The organism is Rhodopirellula bahusiensis (genome assembly GCF_002727185.1).
GTDB classification, from domain to species: Bacteria; Planctomycetota; Planctomycetia; order Pirellulales; family Pirellulaceae; genus Rhodopirellula; species Rhodopirellula bahusiensis.
This window is the reverse complement of the sequence record NZ_NIZW01000009.1, coordinates 92,953-119,503: the sequence shown is the minus strand read 5'-3', so window position 1 is coordinate 119,503 and position 26,551 is coordinate 92,953. Positions and strand designations below refer to the sequence as shown.

Genomic DNA, 26,551 nt, shown 5'->3' with positions numbered 1-26,551 from the left:
GAAACAGAACTCGAACGAACAAGAGGGACCAAAACACGAGCGAGGTTGCTCCCAGAAGTGGCTTGCCGATGCCCCACTTTCGGACAGTTCTTTCCCGCTGGATGAAGAAGGCGACTGATACGGATTATCCATCGACATGTCTCATTGATCGAGCGTTTCAAAATTTTAGTGGGTCCGAGATGGGCAAGATTGCCTGGCCGGATCTCTCGGTGCAAATTTTGGATTGGCTGACCCACTCTGTGTGCCGCTTCCGACACATTGAAGGGGCCAAGCAATTGTCTTCGTCGATCCTCTGTGACGTTCAAAGATTCGCTCCTAGAATGATGTCCAAGCTATAGTAGTGTCGCTGGCAAAAAATTCGTGGCGGATCTTTTCGGGAGTCTAAAAATGCCGATCATCGACAGCATCCTTGCTGCTTGCCGGGAAGTTCTTGAGATGGAGGGTGATCCCCAGAGCCCGTACTGGTTGGCATCACAGATGATGGAAATGAAGATGTGGCGGGCCAGCGAGCACGATGTGCGTGCCGCACTTGAGAACGACATTGAACTGCGTGGTGGGCAGTCGTTATTCGTGAAAATCGGCGACGACGAATGGGCACTGCGTTCATGGACTGGATCATGAATAGAAAACAACCACAGAATCCCAACGAATGGTTTAACGAGATCAAGCTTGCAATCGCCGATGCCAGAGAATCCAAGCCGTTTGGATTGCTGACCGGCCAGCGGATCACCGATGCCAATTTGTTTCATCTGGCCCCGTTGGTGTGCATGAAGTTCCGTGGGCTGGACTATCGAGACGAAGCACTTCGGACTCGTGTTACCGAAGGGGCACTGGCAAACTACGTCGCTAACTCCAGTCCTGACGGAATCGACCATGGCCTCGATCAGAGACCGCTGATGGCGTTTGCCATGTGCTACATTGCGGCACATTATGTCCTTGATCTGGTTGATCAAGAACAGGCAACCATCGCTCTGGACTACTGCGAAGAGAACTTGGATTGAACGATGGCATGATGAATCCAACTTTGCTGAACAATGAACGATAATGCCAATAAAGCGAACGATGAAAAGAGCCAGCGATCAACTACGTGAGGAAGCGACCTACCCGCACCTTGCCGCCTTGTTGCGATCTGGTGGCACACTGGAAGTCGGAGAGGATCGCTCCATTGGGTCGTTTGCACGGATACGCAAGGGGAACCGGACAGTCACCGTTGATGCTGCATACCGTGATTTCGCCGCCGTCCTGACGGAAATGGAAGCAAGAGCGACGGATTTAGCGAACAAGGTGTACGATCAGCCGAAGGCAAACGAATGACTTGGATCGACTGGTACAGCTCGCTGGAGAAGCCAAGCTGGACACCGAAGCCGTCCACAATCGGATTTGTCTGGCAGTGTCTCTATCCGATCATTCTGGTCACGTTCGGCTTCGTATTCGTGCAGGCGCTGCGAAAGAAGTTGCCTTGGATGGTGGCCTTGCCGTTTGGGATCAATCTCGTTTCCAATTTGATCTTCACGCCAATCCAGTTTGGGATGAGGAACTTGCCACTGGCTGCCGTTGACATCGTGATCGTTTGGATCACGACCATTTGGATGATGGTGACGATCTGGAAACACCACAAATGGGTTGCTGTGGCGCAGGTGCCGTACTTTGCTTGGGTGTCGATTGCCTCGGTGTTGCAGTTGTCGATGACGTTTTGGAACTGGGGGCGGTGATGCTTGACCACGACAAATACATGCGTCGGGCGATTGAACTGGCAGGCAAAGTGCCGAAACTTCCGTTTGCCGCTGTGATCGTCAATCAAGATACCGGAGATGTGATCTCCGAAGGGTGGAACAAGTCATCGGTGAATCCAACTTGGCACGGTGAGATCGACGCCATCAACCAAATGGTCGAGGCAGGTTATGATTGGAAAGTCCCGCCACTCGCCCTCTACACCACCGCCGAACCTTGTCCGATGTGTCAGGGAGCAATTCATTGGACGGGAATCGAAACGGTCATTTTTGGTACGTCCATTCGATTTCTTCAACAGCTTGGCTGGAAACAAATCGACATCTTGGCACAAGAGGTTGCTCAGCGAACCCCGTTCAGCAAATGCACGGTGATTGGTGGGATACTTGAGGACAAATGCAATTCGCTGTTTGAAGCAGCATCCAGGAAACATCGCAAATGAAACCGCATAAACTCATCCTGGCAAATCGCAACATGTTCTTTCACTTTGGACATTTTTTTCAGTCACTTGCTTCAGAAGGTCAACGCCCATGGCCTGCATTTCACACATTGCTTCCATTTCTTTCCTGAGAAAATCAAGCAGCGGCTCCAAACGCCCATACTGAGAATCCAGATAACTGATCAGTCTCTCGCATGATTCATCGAAACTTGGCTTGAAATCAACCAGCCGATGATGGATGAGTTCGTTCCTTTCTTTCACGATTTTATCGAACGATTCTTTGATTTGACTAACGAATTCGCTACTGCCTCCAATTCTAAATTGATACGAAAGCCGGTGTTTTTCTCCATGCGACAACTGGCCGGGCTCAAGTGGCTCCGAGAAGATTTTCTCAAGCAGATCTCTGCTGACGGTTCCCAATGTTTTTTTGGAGACGAGTTCGTGCCTATTGGCAGGTAGAGTCTTTGGCTCGCCTGATACTGTGTCGGAATCGATGGAAGCAAGCAGGATCTTGAGCATCCCCTCCATCTTCTGGAATTCGACGACATTTCTTCCAATCTTTTGAAGCGTTTCGGCATAAAGTGGTGATTGATTCATGGTTTGATTGTGTTTCTTGCGGATCTCATCACTTGTCAATTCATCAGGTACATTCAAAATGGGCAGCCTTTGTTCGAAGTGGTTTTGTGGTAAGCAAAGCGCCGGTGCAGGAAAAGAGCAACTTGGAAACCTTCGCATCATCTCTTGAGCACGCCATAACCGTCGCCGAGTGTTTCACCAGCGAGTTCTTCGGCGATGGCAATTCGTTCTCGTGCGTTCGCTACATTGAAAGTTCCATCCCCTTCCAGAACAGCAAGGGCATCATTGTGCAGGGCGTATGCCAGACGCTCGGCCAGCCGAATGCTCGGATCATTACCGCTGTAGCTGGAAAGCAATATCCGCATTTCATAGATAGCAGCAGACATCAGCTTAAGCTGCTCTTGATCAGCGGTATCTTCGGCTTTTCGATGCGGGTCACTTGGAGACATCACGTTCCCTTGGTACCAGGTAGGTATCGACCATCGGATGTTACGGAAGTTCGGTTTCATATGCTGGCCTCGTTTCGGGCCAGCGAAATCAGCATTGTATCAGGAAGCGTCGATACACCGAGCTGCCGCAGCATGTTCATGAGTTGTGCGGTCGTGTACTGAGCGTGGGTGCAGACGTGGAGCAGAATGTCGGCTCGCCTTGTTCCAAGCCTCTTCCCCCGTCCTGAACTGGTGCTGGTCTTGTACACCAACTCATCGAGATCGTTGTCCGTCAGCGAGTCGAAATATTTTCCCCAACGCTCGTCAAGTTGCTCCCACTTGGAGACCAGTTCGTCAAGCGAAATAATCGCTTCTTCGCCTTCTTGGTTTCCCGGCAGTTTGCCCGGCACGTCTCCAGGCAACAGTGGCGACTCGTTCCCGAGCAGGGCTTCCAGCCAGACGTATTCAGCGGCCAGAAGGTGTGTTAGCGTCCGCCAGACCGAACCCTGACCGATGGCCAGTGGCTTCCGAAGCTGTTCTTCAGAGAGGGGACGCACGGCTTCCCGTAGTCTGCGGTTCACCCACATGCGATGTGCGTGAAGACGATGAATTAAGTCGATTGCTTTCAAGTAACTGGTTCCAGTGTATGGTTAGAGGCAGGCTATTGGTTCGTGGTGAACCATTTTGACGGACTTCGTGTCGTGCTTCTACGTCATAATGTGCGCTGATAGATACCTTCAACCAGATTAGGCTTAGTATGTCCTCGATCAAATGCTGGCAGGTGGACGCCTTCACGGATCGACCGTTCGGCGGCAATTCTGCCGCCGTCTGTTTTTTAGAACAGGAAGCCCCCGACGAATGGATGCAAGCCGTGGCTGCCGAGATGAACCTCTCGGAGACGGCGTTTTTAAGACGGAGCCACGATGGTTACAGCTTGCGGTGGTTCACTCCACAGGTCGAAGTCCCACTTTGCGGCCACGCTACGCTCGCCTCGGCTCATGCGATTTGGTCGGCAGGGATCCATCCGCAAGCCGAACCGATCCGGTTCCACACCAAGAGCGGCGTTCTGGCCTGTCAGCAGAGTAACGGGTTCATTGAAATGGATTTTCCGACGATCCCGGTACAAAAGGTCGATCCCCCGCACGACCTATTAACGGTACTGGGAGTCTCGTCCACTGATATTGGTAAGACGCAGTTCGATCATATGGTCGTCGTCGAGGATGCTGAAACCGTGCGTTCGATGTCACCCGACTTCCGCAGATTAACAGACATCCCCACTCGGGGCGTAATCGTCACAAGCCGCTCAGATGACGCTCACTACGATTTCGTGTCTCGATTCTTCGCTCCCGCCTTGGGGATCGACGAAGACCCCGTAACCGGAGCGGCCCATTGCTGTCTCGGACCTTACTGGGCGGAGGTGCTGGGCAAAACGGAGATGACTGCGTTTCAGGCATCCGCCCGAGGAGGCGTCGTTCAGGTCCGTGTTCTCGGGGATCGTGTGTGTCTCGGCGGACAAGCTGTGACGGTTTGGCAGGGCGGACTGTTGGCTCTGCCGTGAAGTGTTTTCCAATCCATCCTTGCTTGTGGTTCCGAAATCCAAGCAGCGACGATCCTCTACCAGAACGCAACTTCGCTTTCTGGATGCAAATCCCGCATAAAAGCGATCTCAAAATGCTTCAATCAGATGTTCGCAAGCACAACCAAGATGCTTGGGACAACCAAGTCGATCAGAGCAATCGTTGGACTACCCCGGTTGATCGAGAGACGATTCAACGAGCCAGAAATGGTGATTTCGCCATTGTCCTGACTCCCACCAAACCGGTTCCCAAAGACTGGTTTCCGTCGCTCCAAGGAACGGAAACTCTTTGCCTCGCTTCAGCCGGTGGCCAGCAAGCTCCGATTCTTGCGGCAGCCGGTGCGAGAGTCACGGTGTTCGACAATTCGCCAAAGCAGTTGGACCAAGATCGATTTGTAGCCGACCGAGATGGGCTCGAAATGAAGTTCGTCGAAGGCGACATGGCCGACTTGTCCATGCTTTTCGACGATTCGTTCGACTTCATCTTTCATCCTTGCTCGAACATGTTTTCGTCGAAGGTAATCCCGGTCTGGCAGGAATGCTTTCGTGTTTTGAGAAGCGGGGGCGTCTTAATGACTGGCTTCACCAATCCGATGCGGTACATCTTCGACGACGAACGGAAAGAGAACGGCAATCTGGAGGTCCGGTACGCTCTGCCCTATTCCGATTCAGATCACGTCGATGAGGACCACATTCGGGAAATGATCCAGACGGGAAAGCCGTTGGAATTCGGTCACACTTTGGAAGACCAGATCGGCGGACAGTTGAGGGCCGGTCTGATGCTGACTGGGTTCTACGAAGATCGATATGCTGACTCCGACCACGATCCTCTGTCAGCGTTTCTTGACACGTTCATTGCGACTCGTGCAGTCAAGCCATGACTCTTCAACCTGCATCCGATGTACCCGCAGCGAGCCGCTGGAAAAAATGATTTTCCGACTTTCCCAAAAACTCGCAACCAAGCTGAAAGTTGGAAAACTGGAATCCCTTCCAGCAGACGAGAATCCCTACGCCGATTGGTCGAGTCATCTCTTCATCTTCGACCGCACCCAATACATCATCCTGATGAATACGGCTTCGTTGTACGCTTGCGTCATGCATGGACGAGGAATCACTGACGACAGCACCTTCATTGCCCGAGCTTTGGATACGATTCGAGAATTCACGGCTGATGACGGCAAGCAATTCATTTATCGCAGATTCATCGCACCATCGAATGGAACGCTGAGTTTTGCAAAAGCGTTGAACCGCTCAGTTACGGGTTCAATGAATGACCACATCCATGCGGCCAAATTCATGTTGGAGGACGGCATGGCCCCGAGCGATATCGGCTATCGACTGAATGAAACGCCGATGTCAGCACTGAACGGGCCTGATGGTCGCAAATACGGCTATCCCAAAGACGTGTTTGCGAATCTCGTGGACAAGTAAGCGGACAATTGATTCATGGGGAAGATAGCCACGCTCATCTTTGTCACGGCTGGCATCCTAAGCGTCGTCGTCACCGAAATCCTTCGGGCAATAGTTGACCGCAAGCGAAGAGAGCGAGATGGGCTTGGTGGGACGCAAGACATTGCGATCTGCGGAATGGTTTTCGGATGGCTGTGTATCCTGGTGCCGGTGTCTGCGGAATTACTTGGGCATTCCAGGTCTGGTGAACACTTCTTTCCGTTGGGAATTCAGGAGTTTGCGGGAAGGATGGCTCAATCTGTGTGCCGTCTTTCCGGGAGAGGTTGCAGCAGACGTTCATTTCCAAGTTGCACGTCCAATCGATGGCGGATGTATTCGTCTGAATGGTTCTTTGCGATGTCGATGGCCTGCTGCACCAGCGGCTTCAGAGATTCGGGGTAGGCATTCTCCTCCAGCTTGAGAGACGGAATGATCTGACGCCTGACATCCAGATTCGCATTCGAAACGAACACCCTCAAGAAGGTTGCACGTTTTCGCTCCCACACATCGTTCAGTAATTCAAATGCCCGCCTGGATTCAGGAGTTGCGTGCTCCAGAGTGTAGGCCGCAACCTTTCCAGAGAACGATATCTGCATTTTCGCCCAGTAGAGTGATGCCACGGCCCCCGCAATGTTGGAGTTGTCTCCACTTTCAACAACTTCCAGCAGATACTCGTTCACAGAGCGATGGCCATACGACTTGACACACGGCTCGACGAACTGCTGATTTAGACTTGGGTTCGGCTCGCTAACTGCGGCTTGGAGAAAAGGTTCGAACAGCCTTTTGGGAACCGGGTATCCACGAAAGATCGCCGCCACGAACCATTTCCGATGGTTGTCGGTTAACGATTCGGAGAGCCACTGCCAATCAGAAGCATCTGGGGATTGCAAAATCCGGCGAGCGACCTTAACAACCTCTGTCTTCTTCTCCGAGGCAAACTGGTTCGCCAATTCCGTCCATTTGGCTGTCATCGAAAACGCCTGATCAATAGGTCGTTGGTGTGATTGCTTTGCTAAACAAACTTAGGTCTGATGTGCTTTCAGCTTCGCCACCATCTTTTTTTCAGCAGCCTTCCATTCTGATTTGAGTGCTTCAGACAGAGTGCTGCTATCAATGAGCCTTCCAGTTCGTTTCAAGGCCGCCAAGCCATACTCGGCTACGTCTGAACGACATTCCGCCCGCATCTTGATGGTTGCGAAAGCAAGGCCGATTGCTGCTTCATTACAGACCTGAAGGGAGATTGACTTATCCTGACTTAGCTTTCCACGAAATCCAGAATCGCTGGCAAGCCAGTCAATTGGCTCGATTCCCCATCGCTGCATCAACGCATCAAGGAACTTTAGTGGCGAAGTTTTGGGGGATCGTTTGTTCCATCGCCGGAAGTCTTCAAGCAAGTCCGCTCCCGTGTCATTGCCGTTCGGGGCAAAGTCGTCGGTACACTCCCAGTAAAACGGCTCGTCGAGTATTTCACGAGCTTGCGGATGGAACTTGTCCCTTCAATCTCCAGCAGTTCCCATGGGCTCTTCATTGCCATCACTGCTTCGTCAATCGCTTTTGCCTGCTCCTTGATCCGATTCCATTCGTCCTCCGTTTCAATTTTGGATTCAAGCAAACTTGTTGCATCAGCAAGAAATCGATCCACGTCAAAATTATCGGATTTCTTAACTCGCTTGCGAACCAAGATTAGCGCAGTCGCAACCTCTTGGGCCGCCGAGTGAAGGTTGTCTGGACTGGCATTCGAATGAATGTCATCCTGGTCTGAAAAGTGCTCGCTCAAGAACTGGATCTCTAGCTTCTGCTTCTTCCTCCGAAAGGTAACAAGAGGCAACGTCTCTATGAATTCATGGAATTGCTTGAATAGGTTTTCGAGTGTGCGGCGTGGTTTCCCCGTTCTGCTCCGCAGGTTGGCAGTGATGTCGATCTCTTGGACAGCATCACCGTAGCTTGAATCCGCCAGTTTGACTGTCAGCAGGCCAGCTATCGGGGAAAAGAGCGAACTCCCTCCAAACGAGTTGTAAGACTTCTTCCAGCAATTGAATTCCATATGCGTCTCGCTCGCTTGTTGATCAGTCATCTCTGGGCGCTCCTTACGAAACTGCCAACGGCATCAAGGTACTCTTTCTCGTTCGCTCCAAGGATGGTGTTGTGGTTGCCTTTTCGGAATCGAACGAGTTGCTTTTGACGTGAACCAGCCCATTTGTGATTGCGTTCAGCGTTGGAGATGTCGATCAGTCCGTCATTCTCGGTGTGAAGCGTCAACAAAGGCTGCGTGTATTCCGACAGTTTCTTCTTGTGATTGAAGAATCGCTTGACCTCGGCGTGAACGTCGGCTTCACCGAAGCCTTTTGAGTCCGGATCAGCATAAGTCAGAAAACGCTCGGCAGGATTGGCGATACCGCTTTCGATGATTAATCCGGCAATGTTCGGCTGACGATGAGCTAACTCGATGGCGTAAAGCGATCCGATGGACCGACCGAAGACAATGGCCCTCTCAGGCGAAATATCGGCAGCGGTCATCGCCGCTTCGCCATCACCGAGCATTGCGACGAGCTTCGCTTCTCCGCTCGAACCTCCGTAGTCTCGGTACTCGACAAAAAGAGAGTTCAGCCCCATGTCAGCGAAGGTATCAGCCATGGACGGAACGTAGTCGGCGACTGCTTCGCCGTTCCCGTGAAAGTGGATCATCGTCAAGGCTTCGGGATCGAGGATCTTCCGGTAGCACGCCAACACGGCACCATCGACTTTGACCATGAACGGATCGTCAACAGTTCGATCTTGCGGAAACAGGTAGCGACCGCTAATCGCTGGATCGTCGAGAATGCTTTTCACTTCTGCATATCCTTGCCGTTCGGATTCATCCCAAGGACCGTCATGTCTCGTCCTGATGGACAAGAACAACGCATCGTCGGAGGAATAATTGTTTGCAACTTCTGGTTGGATGGTTTTGTAGAAGGTCGCTCTGGAAATGACTCGGGAACCAACGGGCATCGTCAGATCAATCACCGTGCCACGACGTTCACACCAAGCGTGTTCGATTCGCTTGCCCATCGCTCCGCTGAAAACCGTACCGTGGACGAGCCGACAGCCTGGTTCCCTTGCGTCCTTTGCCCATCGCTTGGCAGCCGTATAGCAAAGCCCGCTCCAGTCACCTTCAAGAAGTTTTCGCTCGGTCTCCGTCCAAGCCAGTTCCTCGCACGCTTCCAACATCGCCTTGAGTGGCTCTGGATCGGCAAGTCGGTGATCGTTGCCGACTTCGATGAGCGTTTCAGATGGCAGGCCACTGTTGGCGACAAGTTTCTCAGAGTCGGTAAACGGAATCACATCGTCTTGGCGTGAGTGAAGGATGATTGTATTCGGATTGATGGTCGTCGCAGTTCCCCAATTCTTCCACGCCGGGCAGAGCAGAACGAGTGGCGTGTCACCGCTCTTGATGCTCACGGCGACCGCACCGCCACGGGAACTGCCTACGATCACATCTGGCTTGTGTTGATCATATTCGGCTTGAGCGGTGCGGACGGCTAGATCGAAATCGTCGTCGTCCAGTGCAGGGTTAATGACTTCGTGGCCAGCATCCATCAGGCAAGTCGGCTTGACGCCACCAACAACACTTTTCCAACCGTGGAGGAAGAGGACTTTCATGAGGGCAGGTCTACCGTTCGTTGCAATGGTTCTGCAGGTGTTCGCTGCCGGTATCGGTTCCAGGGGTGTCGATTTCGGACTGCTTAACGGTTCGATCATGATTCTTGTCGGCAGCAACCTTGATCAATTCAATCGTTTTCGCTTCCAATCAAGGTACTTGGCGATGCCGGGATGCGAATTCAATTTCTCAATCGTGTAATACTCCCGCCCCAACTCCTTCTCATCTGGGATCAACTCATGCACCGAATGATGGCACATTTTACATAAGAGGATCGTGTGCTGCATTTGTTCCTTGGTGAAGTGCCGCTTCCACCAGTTCTTTCGATGACAGTGGCGGGGAATCAAATGATGCTTGCTGTGAACCTCGTTGCTACCGCAGAGTTGGCACGGCATTTTTGCTTCTCCTGTATTTCCAATACGAGCAGGAGCAGGTTTTACTTCAACAACGTCAGCAGCATGACCAGTGGAGTCGTTGCCTTGATGCTGTGGGGCGTCTTGGCTGCCAAGTGAATCCAAATCCCCGGCTTGCCTGCCACCGATTCTTCACCGACAGTCAACCCGGCTTCACCCTTGATAATTTGAATGATTGCTGGCAGCGGGGCGATGTGTTCTTTGAGACCGTCGCCAGCCGCAAAGGCAAACAATACAACTTTTGTATTGTCGTCGTCGTTCAGGACGATGCTTTGTTTGCCGGATTCAGGCGGCTGAATTTCGTCGGCGAGTTGCCGGATTTGGTATTCGCAATGCCTCATCGGTCAATCCTATTTTCAGTGATGCTTTTCTTTGAGCCACTTCAACTGAGATGAAGTGACCTCGATCAACTTCTCAGCAGCGACTTTGAACTCATCATTTCCTTCGACCCATTCGTCCGGTTCGAACAACACAAACTGAATGGCAGTCATCACCACCAGTCTTTGAAGCTCCTCGGGTCGAGCGTTCTTGAACTTCTCCGATCCAAATGGAGAAGGGTGATTTTCCCGCAACAGGGCATCGATGTCTCCCTGCAAGTCCATGATCTCCAGCAACTTTTGGCAAAGCAGCTTTTGCGTTTTGATTGCGTCGTTGATTTCGTCTTCTGAGTGAGTCATGTATTGAATTGCTTTGAAGGTGACTTCTTGAGCCGTTCACACGCACCCTGAATCGCTCGAAGCGATTCAGAGTCGGCAAGCCGGTGATCGTTGCCGTGGTTGCCTGTTCACCAGAGCTTGTCGCCAATAATTTCGGCTACTTCCTCTTGGGTTATTTGGCCTTTTCGTCCATCTTTGTCTCTCCGTTCCTTCAGCAAAGCGGCAACTCGCTCAATAATTTTCTTACCGTCTTCGCCGCCAAAACAAGCAATTGTTTCCTCAATATCAATTCCGAACGCATTCAGTCTCTCATGGGATTCCAATTGCTCGTGCTGCTGCCTGTCGCCCTCCAACGGATCAACCAACTCATCGAACGTCCGTTTTTCGGTTCCAAAGACGATCCGCTCAGCAGCAGCGCCAGCGGCATAGAACAATTGATATCTCACTAGGGACTTCTGATCGCAATTGTCGCTTGCATCGTGAATGGGCTGTACTTCTCCAAATGTTCCCTCGCCTCTAGTGATTTTATTTACTGGTATTCGAAGCTTGACGGCAACAACTGCATGACCTGCCTCGTGGCAACATATTCTCCAGTCATCGTGACAGCCGAGCAATGTATCTAAGATTCTTCTCAATCCTGTTTCTCCGCTTTTTTTGTTTTGGCTGTAAGCTTTCCTGATAGTTCCGCACGCTTTAAAGTAGCGATCCAAGTCCATGTTAGTGGCAGCACTTGAAAGATCACCGTGTTGCTTAACCTCGGTCCACATTTCACGAATCAGAACACCGGACAGTACACGTTCGCACGCATCCAACATCGCCTTAAGTGGCTCTGGATCGGCCAAGCGATGATCGTCCCCGACTTCGATGAGCATTTCAGATGGCAGGCCACTGTTGGCCAAAAGTTCTTCCGAGTCAGTGAACGGGATCACATCGTCTTTGCGTGAGTGGAGGATTGCCGAGTTCGTTTTCAAAAACTTGGCCGTCCCCCAGTTTCGCCATGCGGGGCAGAGCAAGACGAGCGGCGTGTCTCCGCTGTCGAGGTTCAAGGCAACTGCGCCGCCTCGTGATGAACCGACGATCACGTCAGGTTGATGTTGATCGTATTCGGCTTGGGCGGTGTGAACGGCCAGATCGAAATCGTCATCGTCCAGTGCAGGGTTAATGATTTCGTTCCCAGCATTCTTCAGGAAAGTCGGTTTGACACCACCGACGATGCTGTGCCAGCCGTGGAGGAAGAGGATTTTCATACTTTGGCTGCTCCCGGAATGTCCTGACCGACTTCCAAAAGCGATACACCAAAGTCCTCAAGTTTTTGGACAACCCTCTGCCTCGGTGTTTCAAGGCCGAAGCAAGCATACGCCTTGCCGTCAGCCTTGAACCAGAACAACGGTTCCGCAATCACTTCGCCGCCCTTGGTAAGCAATGGTTCTTGCGACACACGATGCCCACTCCACAAACTGACCAACCACTTGCGATGTTCGCCGCCGATGATATCTAGGATGTCAACGAGATCATCTTGAGGGCTGATCTCAGAGTCGATTTGTGGACGCTCGTGAATGTTGTCCAGACAGTCTTCGATTACGGCGTAAAGCTGCTTTGCGTCTCGGTTGCCCATTTTCTGCGAGAAGAGCGTCAGAATCGATCTTGCCCGAGTCATGGCGACATACAAATTGTTGGCGAGAATTCCTCGCTCGTTGGCTCTGTACTGATCCACACCGGGAATAATGATGACTTCGGAGTCATACCCTTTGAACGAGTGTGAAGTGGTCGCCAGCAGCATGTTACTGCTGCGTGCATACGGCTTGTTGGTTTGTACCGACAACTCAACGCCAAGTTCATCGAGAACGGGAACAACGTGTTTGTTGAGGTGAAATGGAATGTTTGATCCGTTGTAGAGCAGGCAAATGTCGGAGGGCTGAACCCCCTCTTCCTGAATCAACTCCCGGATGTATTCACCAATCGCCTCGAACTCTTGCTCCAGATTCATGTACTGGCGGAAAGATGGTTTTGGACCATCAATCTGATTGAATCTGACCGTCCACCATTCGCTCCCATTTCGCTCGGTGCGTTCGATCAATCCTCGGGTAACAAGTTCCTTGTGGTCTGAATTGTTCTCCGGTGGTTGCAGTCGATAAAGAACATTGAGAGCAAACTCAGTGATTGGCTTGGTGCTGCGGAAACTCTCTTTCATCACGGTCGAGCGTCCACGCATGTCCAAGCCGAGATCGGACCATGTGGGTGTTCCTCGTCCGTAAATGTTCTGAGCGTTGTCGTAGAAAATGTTAACCGACCGACTGTTTTCGTCATCATTGTCAGATTGACGAACGATTGAGGTCAGCAGCTTTAGCGTGTTTGGCCCCATGTCTTGTGCTTCGTCAATGAACAGAGCGTCACACCGTGGCTCGATGTCTTCGACCGACTTTCGGTCCAGAAATGCAGCGGCGGCAGCGTCGTAATCGAATTTGAAACTCTCTGCGGACAGTCGAGCCTCTGGCAGCAGGACATCCAGAATCTCCCGGATATGACGCAAAGAAACTCGATCCCATGGGAAGGGTTTGCCGCCAGTCTCGCTTTCCCATGCGGATTCAATCGAGTCACCAATCAGTGATTGTAAAGAGCGATTCGCAAACACTGCCCAGATGCGAATATTTGGTTGATCTCCAAGAAGCTTTACGGTCTGCATCAGCCAATTGGCCAACACAACGGTCTTGCCGCTGCCTGCCACGCCTCGCACAAGCCTCGGTTTTCCGTCAAGTTCCAGACCGCAAAGTCGTTGTTGCTCGTGGGACAGTACAGGCCGCAGTTCTTTGCGTTTTGAAATCTGGTAGCCGACAGAATTGGTTTCCTTTACGACAGATCCATTCGGTGGAACATACTGTGTCTTTACTGGCACCTCTTCCCAAATCAGCTTTGTTCCTCGTTTCCGCAAGACCCGAGGCGAAAGATGACGCAGCAGCGGTCGCAGGTAAGGCTCGTCCATCTCCGCTCGACTAGACAAGACGATAATGGCTTCACGAGATCGACTGAGTGCCACGTTGACCAGTCGTTTCCACTCGTCATACGGCCAGCTATAGCTGCCAGCATTCACCGTGTCAAAAATGATGACATCCGCTTCCGATCCCTGTTGGCTATGAACCGTGGATGCTGACCAAGAATGCAACTCGTTGGTCGCAAAGAAGGAGGCGATATCTTTAGCTTGAGCTTTGAACGGCGAAATGAACAAGCCATTCGATTCTCGCAGCGTTGGATCAGAGAAGAGACGTTTCAAAATCTTCGACGTAGCCATCCTTATCCAGCTTCGATTCCCCGGCCCACGTTCAGCACGAATTGTTGGCAGTTCCTCTCCGTCGTCATCCAAGACATACCAGATGGTTCTTGGTTGTTCATTAAGAACATCCGGCAAACGAAATGGGCGGTCGTTGACCTCCGGTGCCGTGATGAGAAAACCGTCGTACTGGTAGGTGGAAACGACATTGCAGACATCGCTGTGCATTCGCCGTTGTTCTTGCAGCACATGGACGCCGACTTCATCTGTTGTGATCGTCTCTAAATGACTTAGGCCGCTATTTGCCAGCCACGTCATCTGGCTGGTGGGCAGAATGCGGCTGATCCGGCTGATCGGTGCTAATTGTTTCGAGTCACCTACCAATACAACTCTACGACTAGCGAGCAGCGACAAGGCAGCAATTGCGGCTCGTGAAATCAAACCCGCTTCGTCAATGAACACCGTGGTAAACGGAGCATGACCATATTCGATGTTGTCCTTGACATCCTCGCACTTGAGGAAAGTGGTCGCTCGGAATGCGGTGCTGACCACTGCCCGAACATCCTTGTCCAGAAAATTGCGTTGGGCAGCGTCACGCATTTTCTCTCTAAGCTCTTTGATCTGCTTGCGGATCATTGCCTTTTCTTCAGAGCTTGTTGACCGAGCCAATTCAACCGAAAGTTCTTCGATCTGAGCAAGAAACTCTGTCTCCGTCCCTTTCAACATTGCTGTCAGGTCTTCGGATTCAAACTTCTGCAATGACGCTCCTTTGCCAATCCGCAGCAGGGAACCGCTGGCAAGTTCACCGGGGGCCACATCTTTCGCTGCACGACCGATGGCAATGGCCGCAGCGTCGGTTGCTCGATTAGTCGTTGAAACAACAAGGATTCGCTCACTCGGATCAGTCAGGACATTGGCAACTTGATGACCAGTCGTGTAAGTCTTGCCGGTCCCCGGTGGTCCCCAAAGAATGCTCCATGACTTGCCCCACCACGGCTTCAGCTTGGGAAGTCCGACATCTCGATAAGAATTAACATCCGGGTGAATTCCGCCTTCCGCAGCGGCGAGACGACTTGGCAACATCTCCTGAATCTGATCGAACGATGGCTCGTGAAAGACGGCATTCAGGAAAGCAAGAAACTCGAAGGGTCTAACGTAGAAGGAGCCCGTTGTTGGTGGATGCTCCGGGTTGGAGACACAAACAAAGATCCGGCCTGCGGCTTCATCAACTTCCAGAATCTCTCCCGACCAAAGAATCGAATCTTCGATTTCGAGATCGTCACTTTTCTCTTCAAAAAATGTCTTCTGATCGTCCGCAAACTCCTTCAGCAGCAGAGGCCGAAACGCAACCGCACCTTCCCACGTCCAATCGAACTCTACGGCGTGACCGACCTCCAAGATAAAGACGGTGCCGGTTTCGGATTCCGAAAGCAACTTCACTGACCGGCAGCGTAACCGTTTCCATTTGACGGAATCACGGTACTCACGACGAACAGCTTCCTTGGCATCGTCGAAGAGAGCCTCATCGGCATCAGGCAGATTAAGTCGAATCGGAAATCGGGCCAATTCGAAGGTATCTTCGAGCGGGTCGTCATCAAGTTCGTAATCATCGTCGGACATGGCCACAACCTACCGTTTGCGTTTTGTCGCTCCAGATTTCGACAGTAGGTCATCCATGGATTTATTATCGAGATCAGCGAAGGCTCGGAAAGCTTCGGGTCGTTCTCGAATTCGTTTGCGTATTGCCGAAGGCACTTTATCCGCCAGCAATAGCAGTTCATCCTCGTCGGCCTCAAGCTCGGCTGCCAACTTATGGATGAACTTTTCGGACGGGTAGTCGCCGAAGTGCAACCGCTCGTTCTCAACTTTGCTGATGTACGACACGCTGACGCCCACTCGTTCAGCGAGAACACGCTGGGTGAACTGCCGAGCCTCACGAAGCGTGCGGACACGTTCGCCAAATTGCATCGTCACTGTGTTCTTCTCCTGCTGGGAAGCCTGCCCCCCTGATTGCTTGCAACGCACCGACATCGTATGCTACCGGTACTTTTCAGTCAACTCGTCGTGAACTAGAGAGTCCGGAGAAAATAGCACCGTCCCGATGACACCGTACCACAGCCAATATTGGGCGCACCTGCTGACCCTCAAGGGAGCCGGTGGGACCATTGAGAACCTGACCCGTTCGATCTCGAACGCTCGGGTTGACCTCAATCCGCATCAAATCGATGCGGCCCTGTTTGCGCTGCGCTCACCGCTATCCAAGGGAGCCATCCTTGCCGATGAGGTAGGTCTAGGGAAAACCATCGAGGCGGGAATCGTCCTTTCCCAACGATGGGCCGAGCGAAAACGGCGTATCCTGCTGATCGTTCCCGCTACGCTTCGAAAACAATGGCAACAGGAACTTGACGAAAAGTTCTACCTCCCGTCGCTCGTTTTGGACGGTGCCATGTTTAATCGCTTGCGGAAGCAGGGCGAAACAAACCCCTTCATGCAAGACGACAAAATCGTCATTTGTTCCTACCACTTCATTTCAGCCAAGGCCCCCAGTGTTCAGGGAGTGCCATGGGACTTGGTTGTGATTGATGAAGCTCATCGCTTGCGAAATGTTTTCAAACCGCAAAGCAAGATGGCTCGCCGCATTGCCGACTCCATTGGACCGGCACACAAGCTCCTCCTGACGGCCACCCCGCTCCAAAACTCGTTGATGGAACTTTATGGGCTCGTCAGTATCATCGATGAACATGTCTTCGGAGATGCGGCATCCTTCCGTGATCAATTTGTTCGTACCGGAAGTGAAGCCGAGCGCAACAGCCAGTTGCGTAATCGACTGAATCCGGTCTGCATTCGGACTCTCAGAAAGCAAGTGGTCGAATACGTTTCCTACACGAAACGCATTCCCATTACTCAAGACTTCACGCCGAGTGACGACGAACATCAGCTATACGAGAGCGTTTCGGCCTTTCTCCAGCGAGAAAACCTCGTCTCCCTTCCTGCCAGCCAACGCCATCTCATCACGTTGGTTTTGAGGAAGCTACTGGCTTCATCGACATTCGCCATCGCCGGTACATTGCAGGGGTTGGTTGGCCGACTTCGTGCAATGCAGAAAGACCTGCCGAAACAACAGAATCAAACTGCTCTCGTGATTGAAGCAGTCGAGGAGAATTACGCCGACGACGATTCACTGCTGATCGACGAATCCGATTTCGAGTCGATTTGCGAACTCCAAGACGAGTGGGAACCAGATGAGGAAACCGATGGTGTTGCCGAGCAGGTAACATCAGCCGAGCCTGTTACAACGACTCAACCTCAAAAGACGCCAGCAAACACTGAGCAAGATTACATCGACCCCAAGCTACTTGAAGAAGAGCTTCAAGAACTGCTTGGCTTCTCGAAACTGGCAAGTCGAATCACGATCAATGCAAAGGGCGAAGCGTTGATACCGGCGCTGGAAATTGCCCTTCGCCGGGCCGCTGAACTGGGAGCCGAACGCAAGGCAGTCATCTTCACAGAATCTCGCCGAACCCAAACCTATCTTTTCGATCTGCTGTCAAAGAAAGGCTACGAGGGCGAGCTTGTCCTGATGAACGGATCAAACGCTGACCCGTTGTCCAAGCAGGTCTACGAAGACTGGTTGAAACGGCACGCCGGTCAGGAGTGTGTCAGCGGCTCAAAGGCAGTAGACATCAAAGCGGCGATTGTTGAAGAGTTCAAGGACCGGGCATCGATCCTGATTGCCACGGAAGCTGCTGCTGAGGGTGTTAACCTTCAATTCTGCTCATTGGTCGTCAACTTTGATTTGCCGTGGAATCCGCAGAGGATTGAACAACGCATTGGTCGTTGTCACCGCTATGGCCAGAAGCATGACGTAGTGGTCGTTAACTTCCTGAACCGTCGCAATCAAGCAGACGAGCGAGTCTTCGAAATCCTCAGTGAAAAGTTCACGCTTTTCGATGGTGTGTTCGGAGCAAGTGATCAGGTCTTGGGGGCACTGGAATCGGGTGTCGATATCGAACGACGAATTGCCGCTGTCTACCAGACATGCCGAAACCCGGCTCAAATTGCGGCGGCGTTTGATCAGTTGCAATCAGATCTTGATGCTCAGATTCAAGTTCGCATGGACGACACTCGCCAAGTTTTGCTGGAAAATTTCGATGAAGAAGTGGCAGCACGTCTGAAAGTTCATCGAGACAAGACACTGGAGAGTCTTGGAGAACGAGAACGATGGCTGCTGAATTTGACTCGCAGCGAACTGAACGGGGACGCCACCTTTGATCCCAATGAACCTCGGTTCAAATATCAAGGCAAGGTTGCCCATTCCGGTTACTACCACTTCGACTGGAGGAAGGCGAACGAAAACGGTGACGCCTTCTATCGGCAAGGGCATCCGTTGGCGACCGCCATCATTGAAAGTGCGATTCAGCGAAAGTTGGATTCTGCCACGTTGAACTTTAACTATTCGGCTTACGGATCGGTCGTGAGTGTTCTGGAGCCGTTACTTGGTCAATCCGGTTGGTTGGAATTGTCAAAGCTGACGATCAACTCGCTCGACGTGGAAGAATTCCTGCTGCTAACTGGCGTGACCGATGATGGGACCGTGCTGGATGCCGATGTGTGCGGCAAGCTATTGTCGATTCCCGCTACGGTTGAGGATTCCGTTGCAGGATCGTTGCCTGATTTATCTGCCAGTCGTGACACGGAAATGACCAAACGTGTCAGGGAAGTAGAACAACGTAACATGAAGCACTTCGACGAAGAGGTGCTGAAGCTTGATCACTGGTCGGACGACTTGAAGCAGGGCTTGGAACGGGAAATCAAGGAACTCGACAAAGAGATCCGTGAAGCTCGCAAGGTGGCCGCATTGGCGGCTTCGTTGGCAGAGAAGCTGGAAGCACAGAAACAAATTAAATCACTCGAATCGAATCGCAAAGAGAAACGCAAACGGCTTTACGAAGCACAGGACGAGATCGACAATCGCCGAGACGAACTGATCGGACAGATCGAGGTTCAGCTTGGCCAACAGAAGTCTGTCTCAAATCTGTTCACGATTCGTTGGGCATTGAACTGAATTCACCGACAGGACGGAATTTAATGGCACGGAAACAAAAACTTGAACTGACGTGGATCGGCAAAGAAACCCGACCCAAGTTGGAGCCACGCATTTTTCTTGAAGACTCAGGCTGGTCGTATCACGCTTCGCACCGAGTCGGTGACAGCGACCTATTCGACAATCGGTTAATATTCGGCGACAACCTGCTGGCGTTGAAAGCGCTAGAGCAAGAGTTTTCGGGAAAGGTGAAGTGCATTTACATCGATCCTCCATTTAACACGCAACAAGCATTCGAGCATTACGACGACTGCTTGGAGAATTCCTTATGGCTCACGCTTATGGCGGAGAGACTTCACATTTTGCGGGGCCTTCTCTCGGAAGACGGGTTGATTTGGATTCATCTTGACGACAATCAAGTTCATAGGTGCAAATGTGTTTGTGATGAAATTTTTGGACCAGATCAATTCATCAGTTCTGTGATATGGGAGAAATCAGACAGCCCACGGATGGATGCGGATTTCTTCTCGTCTCGGCACGACACGATTCTCGTATTTGCAAAGAATCGAGACACAGCCACTATCAATCGCTTTCCTGCGGACGATGACGATATCCCGGAGCACTACAACCGAACGGATGATTCGAACCGCCGATATTACACGAAGCCACTCCGGGCAATGGGTGGCCAAGGTGACACAAGAAAGGCTCGTCCGAATCTTTATTTCGGGATTGAGGCGCCAGATGGATCAATGATCTATCCGAAGAAGCAGGATGGAACAGATGGTGCGTGGCGTTGGGGTGAAGAGAAGGTCAAGAACGAAGCAGATCGCATCGAGTGGGTTGATGGGCGCAATGGATGGACGCCGTACTACCGAATTTATGCCGAAAATCGTCGAGAGCGACCACCCGAAACAATTTGGTTTCACGAGGATGTGGGGAGCAATCGAACGTCGAAGGCTGAAGTAAAAAAGCTGCTTCCAAAGGAAGTTGCATTTGGAACACCCAAGCCTGAGAAGCTTTTAGAAAGGGTCATTCATATCTCGACGAATCCGGGCGATTGCGTTTTGGACAGCTTTGCTGGTTCTGGAACCACTGGGGCTGTTGCCCATAAGATGGGCCGTAGATGGGTAATGGTGGAGCTAGGTGAACACTGTCATACACACTTGATTCCACGCCTGAGAGAAGTCATCGACGGAAATGACCAAGGTGGAGTATCCTCAGCTAATCAGTGGAAGGGCGGAGGCGGATTCCGCTACTACACTCTCGGCCCTTCACTCCTTGAAGAAGATGAATTCGGCAATTGGATCATCAACAAAAAGTACAACCCCGAAATGCTTGCCGAGGCGATGTGCAAGCTAGAGGGATTTACTTACGCCCCGAGCACGGACTTCTACTGGCAACACGGTCATTCGACTGAAACGGACTTCATTTATGTCACCACCCAAACACTGACCCGTGAGCAGTTGGTGAAGCTCAGCGATGAAGTTGGCCCGAACCGTTCCCTGCTCATTTGTTGCGGTGCCTATCGCATTCGCAAGGTGGAGGATTTCCCGAATCTGACGCTCAAAAAGATTCCACTCGCAGTCATGTCGAAGTGTGAATGGGGCAAGGACGACTACAGCCTTGAAATCAAGGCACTTCCCGATGCTCCCGAACCTGAACCGGATGAGTTCGAAGAAGTCCTCCAAGATTTACCCAAGAACAAACGAAAGGCACGCAAAGTGTTGGACCAGCAAGCATCTCTGTTTGCGTTGGAGGATGCAGAATGAACCAGCACACCAATGCAATCGCCAATCGACTTAGCCTCCGCCAACCTCAGCGTGATTCGCTGGAGATTCTGGCCCGTATCTGTGAGATCATCGACCTCGACAAATCCGCCGATGTCGCACAACAGCTTGAAATCATCAAGTCTGAGTTTCCCACGGTTGAAGACTTCGAACGTGACTTCCCGTCCTTGTGCTTCGCACTGGCTACGGGTGTTGGCAAGACTCGTTTGATGGGTGCCTTTATCGCCTATCTGCATCGAGCCGAGAAAGTTCAACACTTCTTTGTATTGGCACCCAACCTGACGATCTATCGCAAGTTGATTGCCGACTTCACACCCGGCACGCCAAAATATGTTTTTCAAGGTATCCACGAGTTTGCCACTCGCCCGCCGCAAATCATTACCAGCGACAACTACGAGAGCGGTGTCGGTGTTCGCAACGATGGTGTCGATGCTCGTGGGCAACGCCTGATGTTTGATGATTCCCCTATTCACATCAATATCTTCAATATTTCCAAGATCAACTCGGAGGTCCGTGGAGGAAATTCGCCCCGAATCAAGCGACTGAACGAGTACATCGGCGACAGCTATTTTGCATATCTGGCTGGTTTGGATGACCTTGTGTTGTTGATGGACGAATCACACCGCTATAGGGCGAGTGCCGGTGTCAACGCCATCAACGAACTCAAGCCGATTCTGGGACTCGAATTGACGGCCACACCTCAAGTCGAGAGAGGGACGAAGACTGAAAAGTTCAAGAACGCCATCTACAGCTATCCGTTGGCGTCGGCTTTGACAGATGGGTTTATTAAACAGCCATCCGTCGCCACCCGAGAGAACTTCAACGCCAGCAGTTACGACGAGGACGGACTGGAGAGCCTCAAGCTGAAGGATGGCATCATCGTTCACGAAGAGACCAAAGTGCAACTGGAAGTCTACGCTCGTGAAAACGGTGTCCGACGAGTCAAGCCGTTCATGCTGGTCGTCGCCAAGGACACCGAGCACGCCAACGCATTGATGGCGACAATTGAATCGAAGGACTTCTTCGATGGTGCCTACAAAGGAAAAGTCATCACGGTTCATTCCAAGACCAAAGGTGACGAGAAAGATGAAGTCGTCGAGCAACTACTGACGGTCGAAGACCCCGCCAACCCGGTCGAGATTGTCGTCCACGTCAACATGCTGAAAGAAGGTTGGGACGTTACCAATCTCTACACCATCGTCCCGCTTCGCAAAGCCGATTCCCGCACGTTGGTCGAACAATCCATTGGTCGTGGATTGCGCCTGCCTTACGGCAAGCGAACCGGCAACGCAGCGGTAGATCGACTGACCATTGTGGCCCACGACAAGTTCCAAGAGATCGTGGATGAAGCTAACCGGGGTGATTCGATCCTCGTGACGGGAGTGGTCATCGGCAAGGACATCCCGGAAAAGAAGTCGAAGGTTGTCGAAGTCGTCTCCAAGGCCGTGCAAGTCATTACGGGCCAAACGGGCACCGGATCAGACACAACGAAGCAGAAGCCACTCTTCACTGACAAGCGTGAGGTCGAAGTGGCCACGACAACGCTGGACATTATCAAACAGGAATTTGAACGGCTGCCAAGATCATCGGATTTGAACTCACCGGAAGTGCGAAAAGAGTTGGTTGCCAAGGTCAAGGAAAAGATCAAAGTGCCACAGGCACAATTTGAAGGAATGGAAGACAAGCTTGAGGACAAGCGAGTTGAGGAAGTCATTACGAAGACGACGGAAACCTACGTCGCCATGACGATTGACATTCCTCGCATCACACTTGTCCCGACCGGCGATAAAACCTGCGGTTACAAGGACTTTGACCTCGACGCCGGCAGCATCAACCAGCAGCCGATGGCGAACAACATTCTGATTCAAACACTGCGTGAGAATAAGCAAACTCGCTTACTCAGCCTCGCATCTGACACGGAAAAGAAGCTTGAAGACTATTTGGTCCGGGGCCTGATCGACTACAACGACATCAGTTACGACGACGACGCCAAGTTGCTGTACAAGCTGAGTGGTCAACTGATCGACAAGCTTCGAACGTACCTGACTGACGAAGCAGATATCCGCAACGTGTTACTGGCCTACAATCCACAATACGTTCGTCTGATCCACGCTCAGATGCAGGAACACTTCGTCGAGGAAGCAACCGATTACGAGGTCCACGTCAGCGCTGGTTTCAACGTCCTGCGAATGAGTGCCTTCAACGCACCCGAAGATGAAACCCCTCGGCCATTTCGGCAGCCTGTTGACGAAAAGAAGAACATCCGTTCGATGCTCTTCGGCGATTTCGATAAGTGTCTGTTCCCCGTGCAGAAGTTCGATTCAGACACCGAACGTCGTTTTGCGGTCGTTCTTGAAAACGACAAGACAGTCAGCAAGTGGGTTAAACCCAACAAAGGCACGTTCCAAATCCACTACAGCGGTGATGCGAACTATGAACCCGACTTCGTTGCCCAAACCGACGATGGCTACTATCTCTGCGAGCCGAAGGATGAAAGGGAAGTCAACGACGAAGTAGTCCAGACGAAGGCCCGAGCGGCTGCCGAATGGTGCAAACACGCCAGCACGGTTGCGGCCGAGCCATGGCACTACCTGCTAATCCCGCACACCGCAGTTGACGAAACCAAGTCCCTAGCAAGCTTGGCGGCACAGTACACGGTTCATCCCCAGTAAACACAACATCTACTTAAACGAGACATAACGACATGGACAGAGGGGCACACTTCCGGCACTGCGACTTTCAGGTTCATACGCCAAGAGACCTAAATTGGGATGGCGAACGTCCTGTGACCGAAGAGGAACGGTCAGATTATGCCAAGCGTTTCATCAAAGCTTGTCGTGATAAGGGATTGGATGCGGTAGCCATTACTGACCATCATGATTTTGGCTTCTTTCCGCATATTCGAAAGGCTTCACGAAATGAAGTTGATGAGGCGGGAGCCCCAGTACCGGAGGAAGATCGCATCACCGTGTTCCCCGGCATGGAGTTAACACTGGGCATCCCTTGCCAAGCCCTATTGATTCTCGATGCTGACTTTCCGGTCAACTTGCTTGCCGCCGTTTGCAACGCATTGACGATCACGCCCAATGATGCGGCAGAGATAAAGCACGCTCAAATACAACGACTCGACAATTTTCGTGACCTCAGAGAACTACATGCACGGCTCGATGAGCATGACTTTATTCGTAGGCGCTATATCATCCTCCCAAATATAAGTTCGGGCGGTAAGCACACTCTGCAACGTGAAGGGTTTCTGGCGCATTATAAGTCGATGCCCTGTGTCGGTGGCTACTTGGATGGACCTGTTAAACAACTGGGGGTCGGTGATCGGCGGATTTTGGATGGATTGGTTTCAGAATACGACAACAAGCCTCTCGGCATTTTCCCCACGTCGGACAACCGCCAGCATGACTTCGGTGTCCTCGGCGACCATACCGCATGGGTGAAATGGGCTCAGCCTACGGCTGAGGCACTTCGGCAAGCGTGTCTTGCTCGTTCTACTCGCATTCTGCATGAGGCACCTCAACTGCCCTCCCTTGTGATTGAGTCACTTCACGTCTCGAACAGCAAGTTCATGGGACCGATTGATCTCTACTTTAACGCCCAATTCAATTGCCTCATCGGAGGTCGAGGTACTGGTAAATCAACACTACTGGAATATGTCCGCTGGGGACTATGCGACCAACCGATCAAAGTGACGGATCTTGATGATGTGCCGGATTACCAGACGAAGAGAAACACACTGATCAACAACACGCTCAAGCCATACAACGCAACGGTGGACGTTCACTTTAGCATTAACGGCGTAAAGCACATTGTGCGGCGCAAAGCTGAAAGTGGTGACGTATCGCTTAAGGTAGGCGATGATGGCTTCAAGGACGTGCGAGAAAAGGATGTGAGGGAACTACTTCCCCTTCACGCATACAGTCAAAAGCAGTTAAGCGCTGTCGGTGTGAGGAACGAAGAACTTCTGCGATTCGTTGAGTCTCCGATACGAAGTCGTTTGAACGAAATTAAGAGTCTCGGCGGTGACCATGTTGCTCGAATTCGAAACAGCTATTCGCAAGTACGAAGGAAAAAGTCGCTTTCCCAAGACATCGCACGGCAAGAGGTCGAACTGGCATCGTTGGAGAAGCAACTTAGTCAACTTCAGAAAGGGCTGAAGGGGCTATCCGATGATGACAGAAAGGTGCTCGATGATCACAAACTCTATCTAAATGAAAAAAGCACTTTCGAGACTTGGGGCCGCAATATCGAGAAGCTGCGACAAGTTGTAAGCGCTGCAAAAAGCGAATTGAGTGCGTTGCCGTCCAGCATTGGAGATGAGGATGCGATGCCGAACAAGGATGATTTGTCGAATTCACACACTGTCTTGTCCAGTCTCTTCTCATCGGCAAGGCAAAAACTCGATGAAGCGGAGAATTTGTTCGCTGAAGGAGAGGACGACTGGAGACGATACACATCCTTTAAGCGAGACTGGCAAGCTAAGTTTGACGCCCATGAGAAGCAATACGAGGCGGTTAAGGAACGAGCGGTTGAGCACGAATCTCTGCTAAAGCAAATTTCGTCAGTTGAGGGTCGATTGAAGACGCTCAAGGAAACGATTTCTCATCGAAAAACCGACTTGGAAAGCCATGGAACTCCCGAAGTCGAATACGAGTCCGCCCGAAGCCAGTGGATGGATCTCTTCCGCCAGAAGGCCGAATTGCTTGACGAAAGATGCCGGGAACTAACGGAACTTTCTGGAGAGATGATTCTTGCCACGTTAAAGCGAGGTGGTGGTGTCAAAGTCGTCCTTGAAAAACTTCAGACGCTATTGGAAGGCACAGGGATTCGCACGCAGGCCAAGAAACTCGAAGACCTCTGTAGTGCAGTCTCGGAAGCTGAAGATTGTCCGGGCCAGTGGCAGGCGGTGCTGCATGATCTCCAATTGCTGTCTGAAATTGATTTTGATGATGCTTCCGATCCAGATATTCCCGCTTGTCCCACACTTTCTGCGGCAGGCTTCAGCAACTCCGATATTGAGAAAGTTGCGAAAAAGCTAACAACCGACAACTGGCTTGATTTGTCGTTGCTTGAGTTGGAGGACACGCCGACGTTTCAGTATCGAGTTCGAGAGGGTGAGTACGTTCCGTTTGTTGACGCTTCCGCTGGACAACAAGCAACCGCACTGCTTCGTGTTCTTCTCAATCAAGTTGGACCACCACTGGTTATAGACCAGCCGGAAGACGATCTCGACAATCAAGTGATCCTTGAAATCGTCGAGGAGATTTGGGCAGCAAAGAAGAACCGACAAATCATTTTCTCAAGCCATAACGCCAACGTGGTCGTCAACGGAGATGCAGATCTGGTTGTGTGTTGTGATTATCGCACAACCAGTGATCAGTCCGGTGGCAAAATTAAGTGCGAGGGTGCGATTGACATTCCTGACATTCGTAGCGAGATCACTCAAGTCATGGAGGGCGGTAAAACAGCCTTCCTCATGCGGCAGGATAAGTACGGTTTCTAACGTGTCACCGGTTTCCGTTCTGGCAACCCAAATACGACTCAGTG

The 26,551-nt window shown here is 51.6% G+C and carries 25 protein-coding genes; 12 read left to right on the top strand and 13 right to left on the bottom strand.

The genetic code is table 11. The features are described 5' to 3' along the window. Window positions 1-387: 387 nt before the first annotated feature. The 5 genes from CEE69_RS13205 (at window position 388) to CEE69_RS13185 (ending at window position 2,170) form a co-directional block, all read left to right on the top strand. Window positions 388-621 (top strand): HTH domain-containing protein, encoded by a 234-nt coding sequence (locus tag CEE69_RS13205; RefSeq protein WP_099261105.1) that lies wholly within the window; start codon window positions 388-390, stop codon window positions 619-621. After that, window positions 618-1,001, top strand: a complete 384-nt coding sequence (locus CEE69_RS13200; protein ID WP_143549229.1) for a hypothetical protein — start codon at window positions 618-620, stop codon at window positions 999-1,001. Before CEE69_RS13205 ends, CEE69_RS13200 begins: the two co-directional genes overlap by 4 nt. Window positions 1,002-1,062: 61 nt before the next feature. Next, window positions 1,063-1,314 (top strand): hypothetical protein, encoded by a 252-nt coding sequence (locus CEE69_RS13195; protein ID WP_143549228.1) that lies wholly within the window; start codon window positions 1,063-1,065, stop codon window positions 1,312-1,314. Further along, window positions 1,311-1,712: a TspO/MBR family protein gene (locus CEE69_RS13190; protein ID WP_099261102.1), complete on the top strand. Its 402-nt coding sequence runs from the start codon at window positions 1,311-1,313 to the stop codon at window positions 1,710-1,712. Before CEE69_RS13195 ends, CEE69_RS13190 begins: the two co-directional genes overlap by 4 nt. After that, window positions 1,712-2,170, top strand: a complete 459-nt coding sequence (locus tag CEE69_RS13185; protein ID WP_099261101.1) for a nucleoside deaminase — start codon at window positions 1,712-1,714, stop codon at window positions 2,168-2,170. Before CEE69_RS13190 ends, CEE69_RS13185 begins: the two co-directional genes overlap by 1 nt. A gap of 12 nt (window positions 2,171-2,182) precedes the next feature. Here the strand turns inward: CEE69_RS13185 and CEE69_RS13180 are convergent, their stop codons facing one another. The 3 genes from CEE69_RS13180 to CEE69_RS13170 form a co-directional block, all read right to left on the bottom strand. Beyond that, entirely contained in the window at window positions 2,183-2,821 is a 639-nt protein-coding gene (locus CEE69_RS13180) for a hypothetical protein (RefSeq protein ID WP_143549227.1), read from the bottom strand. 80 nt (window positions 2,822-2,901) lie between these two features. Next, entirely contained in the window at window positions 2,902-3,192 is a 291-nt protein-coding gene (locus CEE69_RS13175) for a hypothetical protein (protein ID WP_099261254.1), read from the bottom strand. A 56-nt stretch (window positions 3,193-3,248) separates the two neighbouring features. Beyond that, on the bottom strand, window positions 3,249-3,758 hold the full coding sequence (locus CEE69_RS13170) for a DinB family protein (protein ID WP_261341345.1): 510 nt from the start codon (window positions 3,756-3,758) through the stop codon (window positions 3,249-3,251). Window positions 3,759-3,928: 170 nt separating this feature from the next. Between CEE69_RS13170 and CEE69_RS13165 the strand changes: the two genes are divergently transcribed. The 3 genes from CEE69_RS13165 to CEE69_RS13155 all read left to right on the top strand — a co-directional run bounded on the left by CEE69_RS13165 (window position 3,929) and on the right by CEE69_RS13155 (window position 6,178). Next, entirely contained in the window at window positions 3,929-4,729 is an 801-nt protein-coding gene (locus CEE69_RS13165) for a PhzF family phenazine biosynthesis protein (RefSeq protein ID WP_099261098.1), read from the top strand. Between the two features lie 113 nt (window positions 4,730-4,842). Further along, the gene (locus tag CEE69_RS13160) at window positions 4,843-5,628 is read left to right on the top strand and encodes a class I SAM-dependent methyltransferase (protein WP_099261253.1); all 786 of its coding nucleotides are present in this window, start codon (window positions 4,843-4,845) and stop codon (window positions 5,626-5,628) included. Between the two features lie 46 nt (window positions 5,629-5,674). Next, window positions 5,675-6,178, top strand: a complete 504-nt coding sequence (locus CEE69_RS13155; protein ID WP_099261097.1) for a DUF6933 domain-containing protein — start codon at window positions 5,675-5,677, stop codon at window positions 6,176-6,178. 272 nt (window positions 6,179-6,450) lie between these two features. Here CEE69_RS13155 and CEE69_RS13150 read toward each other — a convergent pair whose 3' ends face one another. From CEE69_RS13150 to CEE69_RS13105, 10 genes are all read right to left on the bottom strand, one after another. Next, entirely contained in the window at window positions 6,451-7,167 is a 717-nt protein-coding gene (locus tag CEE69_RS13150; RefSeq protein ID WP_099261096.1) for a hypothetical protein, read from the bottom strand. Between the two features lie 51 nt (window positions 7,168-7,218). After that, window positions 7,219-7,518 carry a hypothetical protein gene (locus CEE69_RS13145; RefSeq protein WP_143549226.1) on the bottom strand — a complete coding sequence of 100 codons (300 nt, stop codon included), beginning with the start codon at window positions 7,516-7,518 and terminating at the stop codon, window positions 7,219-7,221. A 17-nt stretch (window positions 7,519-7,535) separates the two neighbouring features. Continuing rightward, entirely contained in the window at window positions 7,536-8,270 is a 735-nt protein-coding gene (locus CEE69_RS13140; RefSeq protein ID WP_099261094.1) for a hypothetical protein, read from the bottom strand. Further along, entirely contained in the window at window positions 8,267-9,835 is a 1,569-nt protein-coding gene (locus CEE69_RS32835; protein WP_199169867.1) for an alpha/beta hydrolase, read from the bottom strand. The genes CEE69_RS13140 and CEE69_RS32835 overlap by 4 nt, the downstream gene beginning before the upstream one ends. Window positions 9,836-9,958: 123 nt before the next feature. After that, window positions 9,959-10,228, bottom strand: a complete 270-nt coding sequence (locus CEE69_RS13130) for a hypothetical protein (protein WP_099261093.1) — start codon at window positions 10,226-10,228, stop codon at window positions 9,959-9,961. Window positions 10,229-10,269: 41 nt separating this feature from the next. Beyond that, a complete protein-coding gene (locus CEE69_RS13125) occupies window positions 10,270-10,587 on the bottom strand; it encodes a cupin domain-containing protein (protein ID WP_099261092.1) in 318 nt (105 codons plus the stop codon). Between the two features lie 15 nt (window positions 10,588-10,602). Next, entirely contained in the window at window positions 10,603-10,923 is a 321-nt protein-coding gene (locus CEE69_RS13120; protein ID WP_099261091.1) for a hypothetical protein, read from the bottom strand. A gap of 107 nt (window positions 10,924-11,030) precedes the next feature. After that, window positions 11,031-12,149, bottom strand: a complete 1,119-nt coding sequence (locus CEE69_RS32830; RefSeq protein WP_199169866.1) for a hypothetical protein — start codon at window positions 12,147-12,149, stop codon at window positions 11,031-11,033. Further along, window positions 12,146-15,787: an AAA domain-containing protein gene (locus CEE69_RS13110; RefSeq protein ID WP_099261090.1), complete on the bottom strand. Its 3,642-nt coding sequence runs from the start codon at window positions 15,785-15,787 to the stop codon at window positions 12,146-12,148. The genes CEE69_RS32830 and CEE69_RS13110 overlap by 4 nt, the downstream gene beginning before the upstream one ends. 9 nt (window positions 15,788-15,796) lie before the next feature. Further along, complete coding sequence (locus CEE69_RS13105; protein ID WP_099261252.1) at window positions 15,797-16,135, bottom strand: helix-turn-helix domain-containing protein; 339 nt, start codon at window positions 16,133-16,135, stop codon at window positions 15,797-15,799. Between the two features lie 133 nt (window positions 16,136-16,268). On the opposite strand from CEE69_RS13105, the gene CEE69_RS13100 reads away from it, so the two are divergent. The 4 genes from CEE69_RS13100 to CEE69_RS13085 are packed head-to-tail and all read left to right on the top strand — an operon-like array spanning window position 16,269 to window position 26,507. Continuing rightward, window positions 16,269-19,232 (top strand): SNF2-related protein, encoded by a 2,964-nt coding sequence (locus CEE69_RS13100; RefSeq protein ID WP_099261089.1) that lies wholly within the window; start codon window positions 16,269-16,271, stop codon window positions 19,230-19,232. Further along, window positions 19,217-20,980 carry a site-specific DNA-methyltransferase gene (locus tag CEE69_RS13095; RefSeq protein ID WP_199169865.1) on the top strand — a complete coding sequence of 588 codons (1,764 nt, stop codon included), beginning with the start codon at window positions 19,217-19,219 and terminating at the stop codon, window positions 20,978-20,980. The genes CEE69_RS13100 and CEE69_RS13095 overlap by 16 nt, the downstream gene beginning before the upstream one ends. Further along, window positions 20,977-23,670, top strand: coding sequence for a DEAD/DEAH box helicase (locus CEE69_RS13090; protein ID WP_099261087.1), 2,694 nt, complete (start codon window positions 20,977-20,979; stop codon window positions 23,668-23,670). The genes CEE69_RS13095 and CEE69_RS13090 overlap by 4 nt, the downstream gene beginning before the upstream one ends. A 32-nt stretch (window positions 23,671-23,702) precedes the next feature. Then, window positions 23,703-26,507, top strand: coding sequence for a TrlF family AAA-like ATPase (locus tag CEE69_RS13085; RefSeq protein ID WP_099261086.1), 2,805 nt, complete (start codon window positions 23,703-23,705; stop codon window positions 26,505-26,507). Window positions 26,508-26,551 lie beyond the last annotated feature (44 nt).

Excerpts from the sequence above, each read along its gene's own strand:
- CEE69_RS32835 (WP_199169867.1), bottom strand. The coding sequence starts at position 9,835 with ATGAAAGTCCTCTTCCTCCACGGTTGGAAAAGTGTTGTTGGTGGCGTC.
- CEE69_RS13140 (WP_099261094.1), bottom strand. The coding sequence starts at position 8,270 with ATGACTGATCAACAAGCGAGCGAGACGCATATGGAATTCAATTGCTGG.
- CEE69_RS32830 (WP_199169866.1), bottom strand. The coding sequence starts at position 12,149 with ATGAAAATCCTCTTCCTCCACGGCTGGCACAGCATCGTCGGTGGTGTC.
- CEE69_RS13145 (WP_143549226.1), bottom strand. The coding sequence starts at position 7,518 with ATGCAGCGATGGGGAATCGAGCCAATTGACTGGCTTGCCAGCGATTCT.
- CEE69_RS13085 (WP_099261086.1), top strand. The coding sequence starts at position 23,703 with ATGGACAGAGGGGCACACTTCCGGCACTGCGACTTTCAGGTTCATACG.
- CEE69_RS13100 (WP_099261089.1), top strand. The coding sequence starts at position 16,269 with ATGACACCGTACCACAGCCAATATTGGGCGCACCTGCTGACCCTCAAG.
- CEE69_RS13125 (WP_099261092.1), bottom strand. The coding sequence starts at position 10,587 with ATGAGGCATTGCGAATACCAAATCCGGCAACTCGCCGACGAAATTCAG.
- CEE69_RS13110 (WP_099261090.1), bottom strand. The coding sequence starts at position 15,787 with ATGTCCGACGATGATTACGAACTTGATGACGACCCGCTCGAAGATACC.
- CEE69_RS13195 (WP_143549228.1), top strand. The coding sequence starts at position 1,063 with ATGAAAAGAGCCAGCGATCAACTACGTGAGGAAGCGACCTACCCGCAC.
- CEE69_RS13170 (WP_261341345.1), bottom strand. The coding sequence starts at position 3,758 with ATGTGGGTGAACCGCAGACTACGGGAAGCCGTGCGTCCCCTCTCTGAA.
- CEE69_RS13205 (WP_099261105.1), top strand. The coding sequence starts at position 388 with ATGCCGATCATCGACAGCATCCTTGCTGCTTGCCGGGAAGTTCTTGAG.
- CEE69_RS13160 (WP_099261253.1), top strand. The coding sequence starts at position 4,843 with ATGCTTCAATCAGATGTTCGCAAGCACAACCAAGATGCTTGGGACAAC.
- CEE69_RS13175 (WP_099261254.1), bottom strand. The coding sequence starts at position 3,192 with ATGTCTCCAAGTGACCCGCATCGAAAAGCCGAAGATACCGCTGATCAA.
- CEE69_RS13150 (WP_099261096.1), bottom strand. The coding sequence starts at position 7,167 with ATGACAGCCAAATGGACGGAATTGGCGAACCAGTTTGCCTCGGAGAAG.
- CEE69_RS13130 (WP_099261093.1), bottom strand. The coding sequence starts at position 10,228 with ATGCCGTGCCAACTCTGCGGTAGCAACGAGGTTCACAGCAAGCATCAT.
- CEE69_RS13165 (WP_099261098.1), top strand. The coding sequence starts at position 3,929 with ATGTCCTCGATCAAATGCTGGCAGGTGGACGCCTTCACGGATCGACCG.
- CEE69_RS13155 (WP_099261097.1), top strand. The coding sequence starts at position 5,675 with ATGATTTTCCGACTTTCCCAAAAACTCGCAACCAAGCTGAAAGTTGGA.
- CEE69_RS13120 (WP_099261091.1), bottom strand. The coding sequence starts at position 10,923 with ATGACTCACTCAGAAGACGAAATCAACGACGCAATCAAAACGCAAAAG.
- CEE69_RS13105 (WP_099261252.1), bottom strand. The coding sequence starts at position 16,135 with ATGCAATTTGGCGAACGTGTCCGCACGCTTCGTGAGGCTCGGCAGTTC.
- CEE69_RS13190 (WP_099261102.1), top strand. The coding sequence starts at position 1,311 with ATGACTTGGATCGACTGGTACAGCTCGCTGGAGAAGCCAAGCTGGACA.
- CEE69_RS13090 (WP_099261087.1), top strand. The coding sequence starts at position 20,977 with ATGAACCAGCACACCAATGCAATCGCCAATCGACTTAGCCTCCGCCAA.
- CEE69_RS13185 (WP_099261101.1), top strand. The coding sequence starts at position 1,712 with ATGCTTGACCACGACAAATACATGCGTCGGGCGATTGAACTGGCAGGC.
- CEE69_RS13200 (WP_143549229.1), top strand. The coding sequence starts at position 618 with ATGAATAGAAAACAACCACAGAATCCCAACGAATGGTTTAACGAGATC.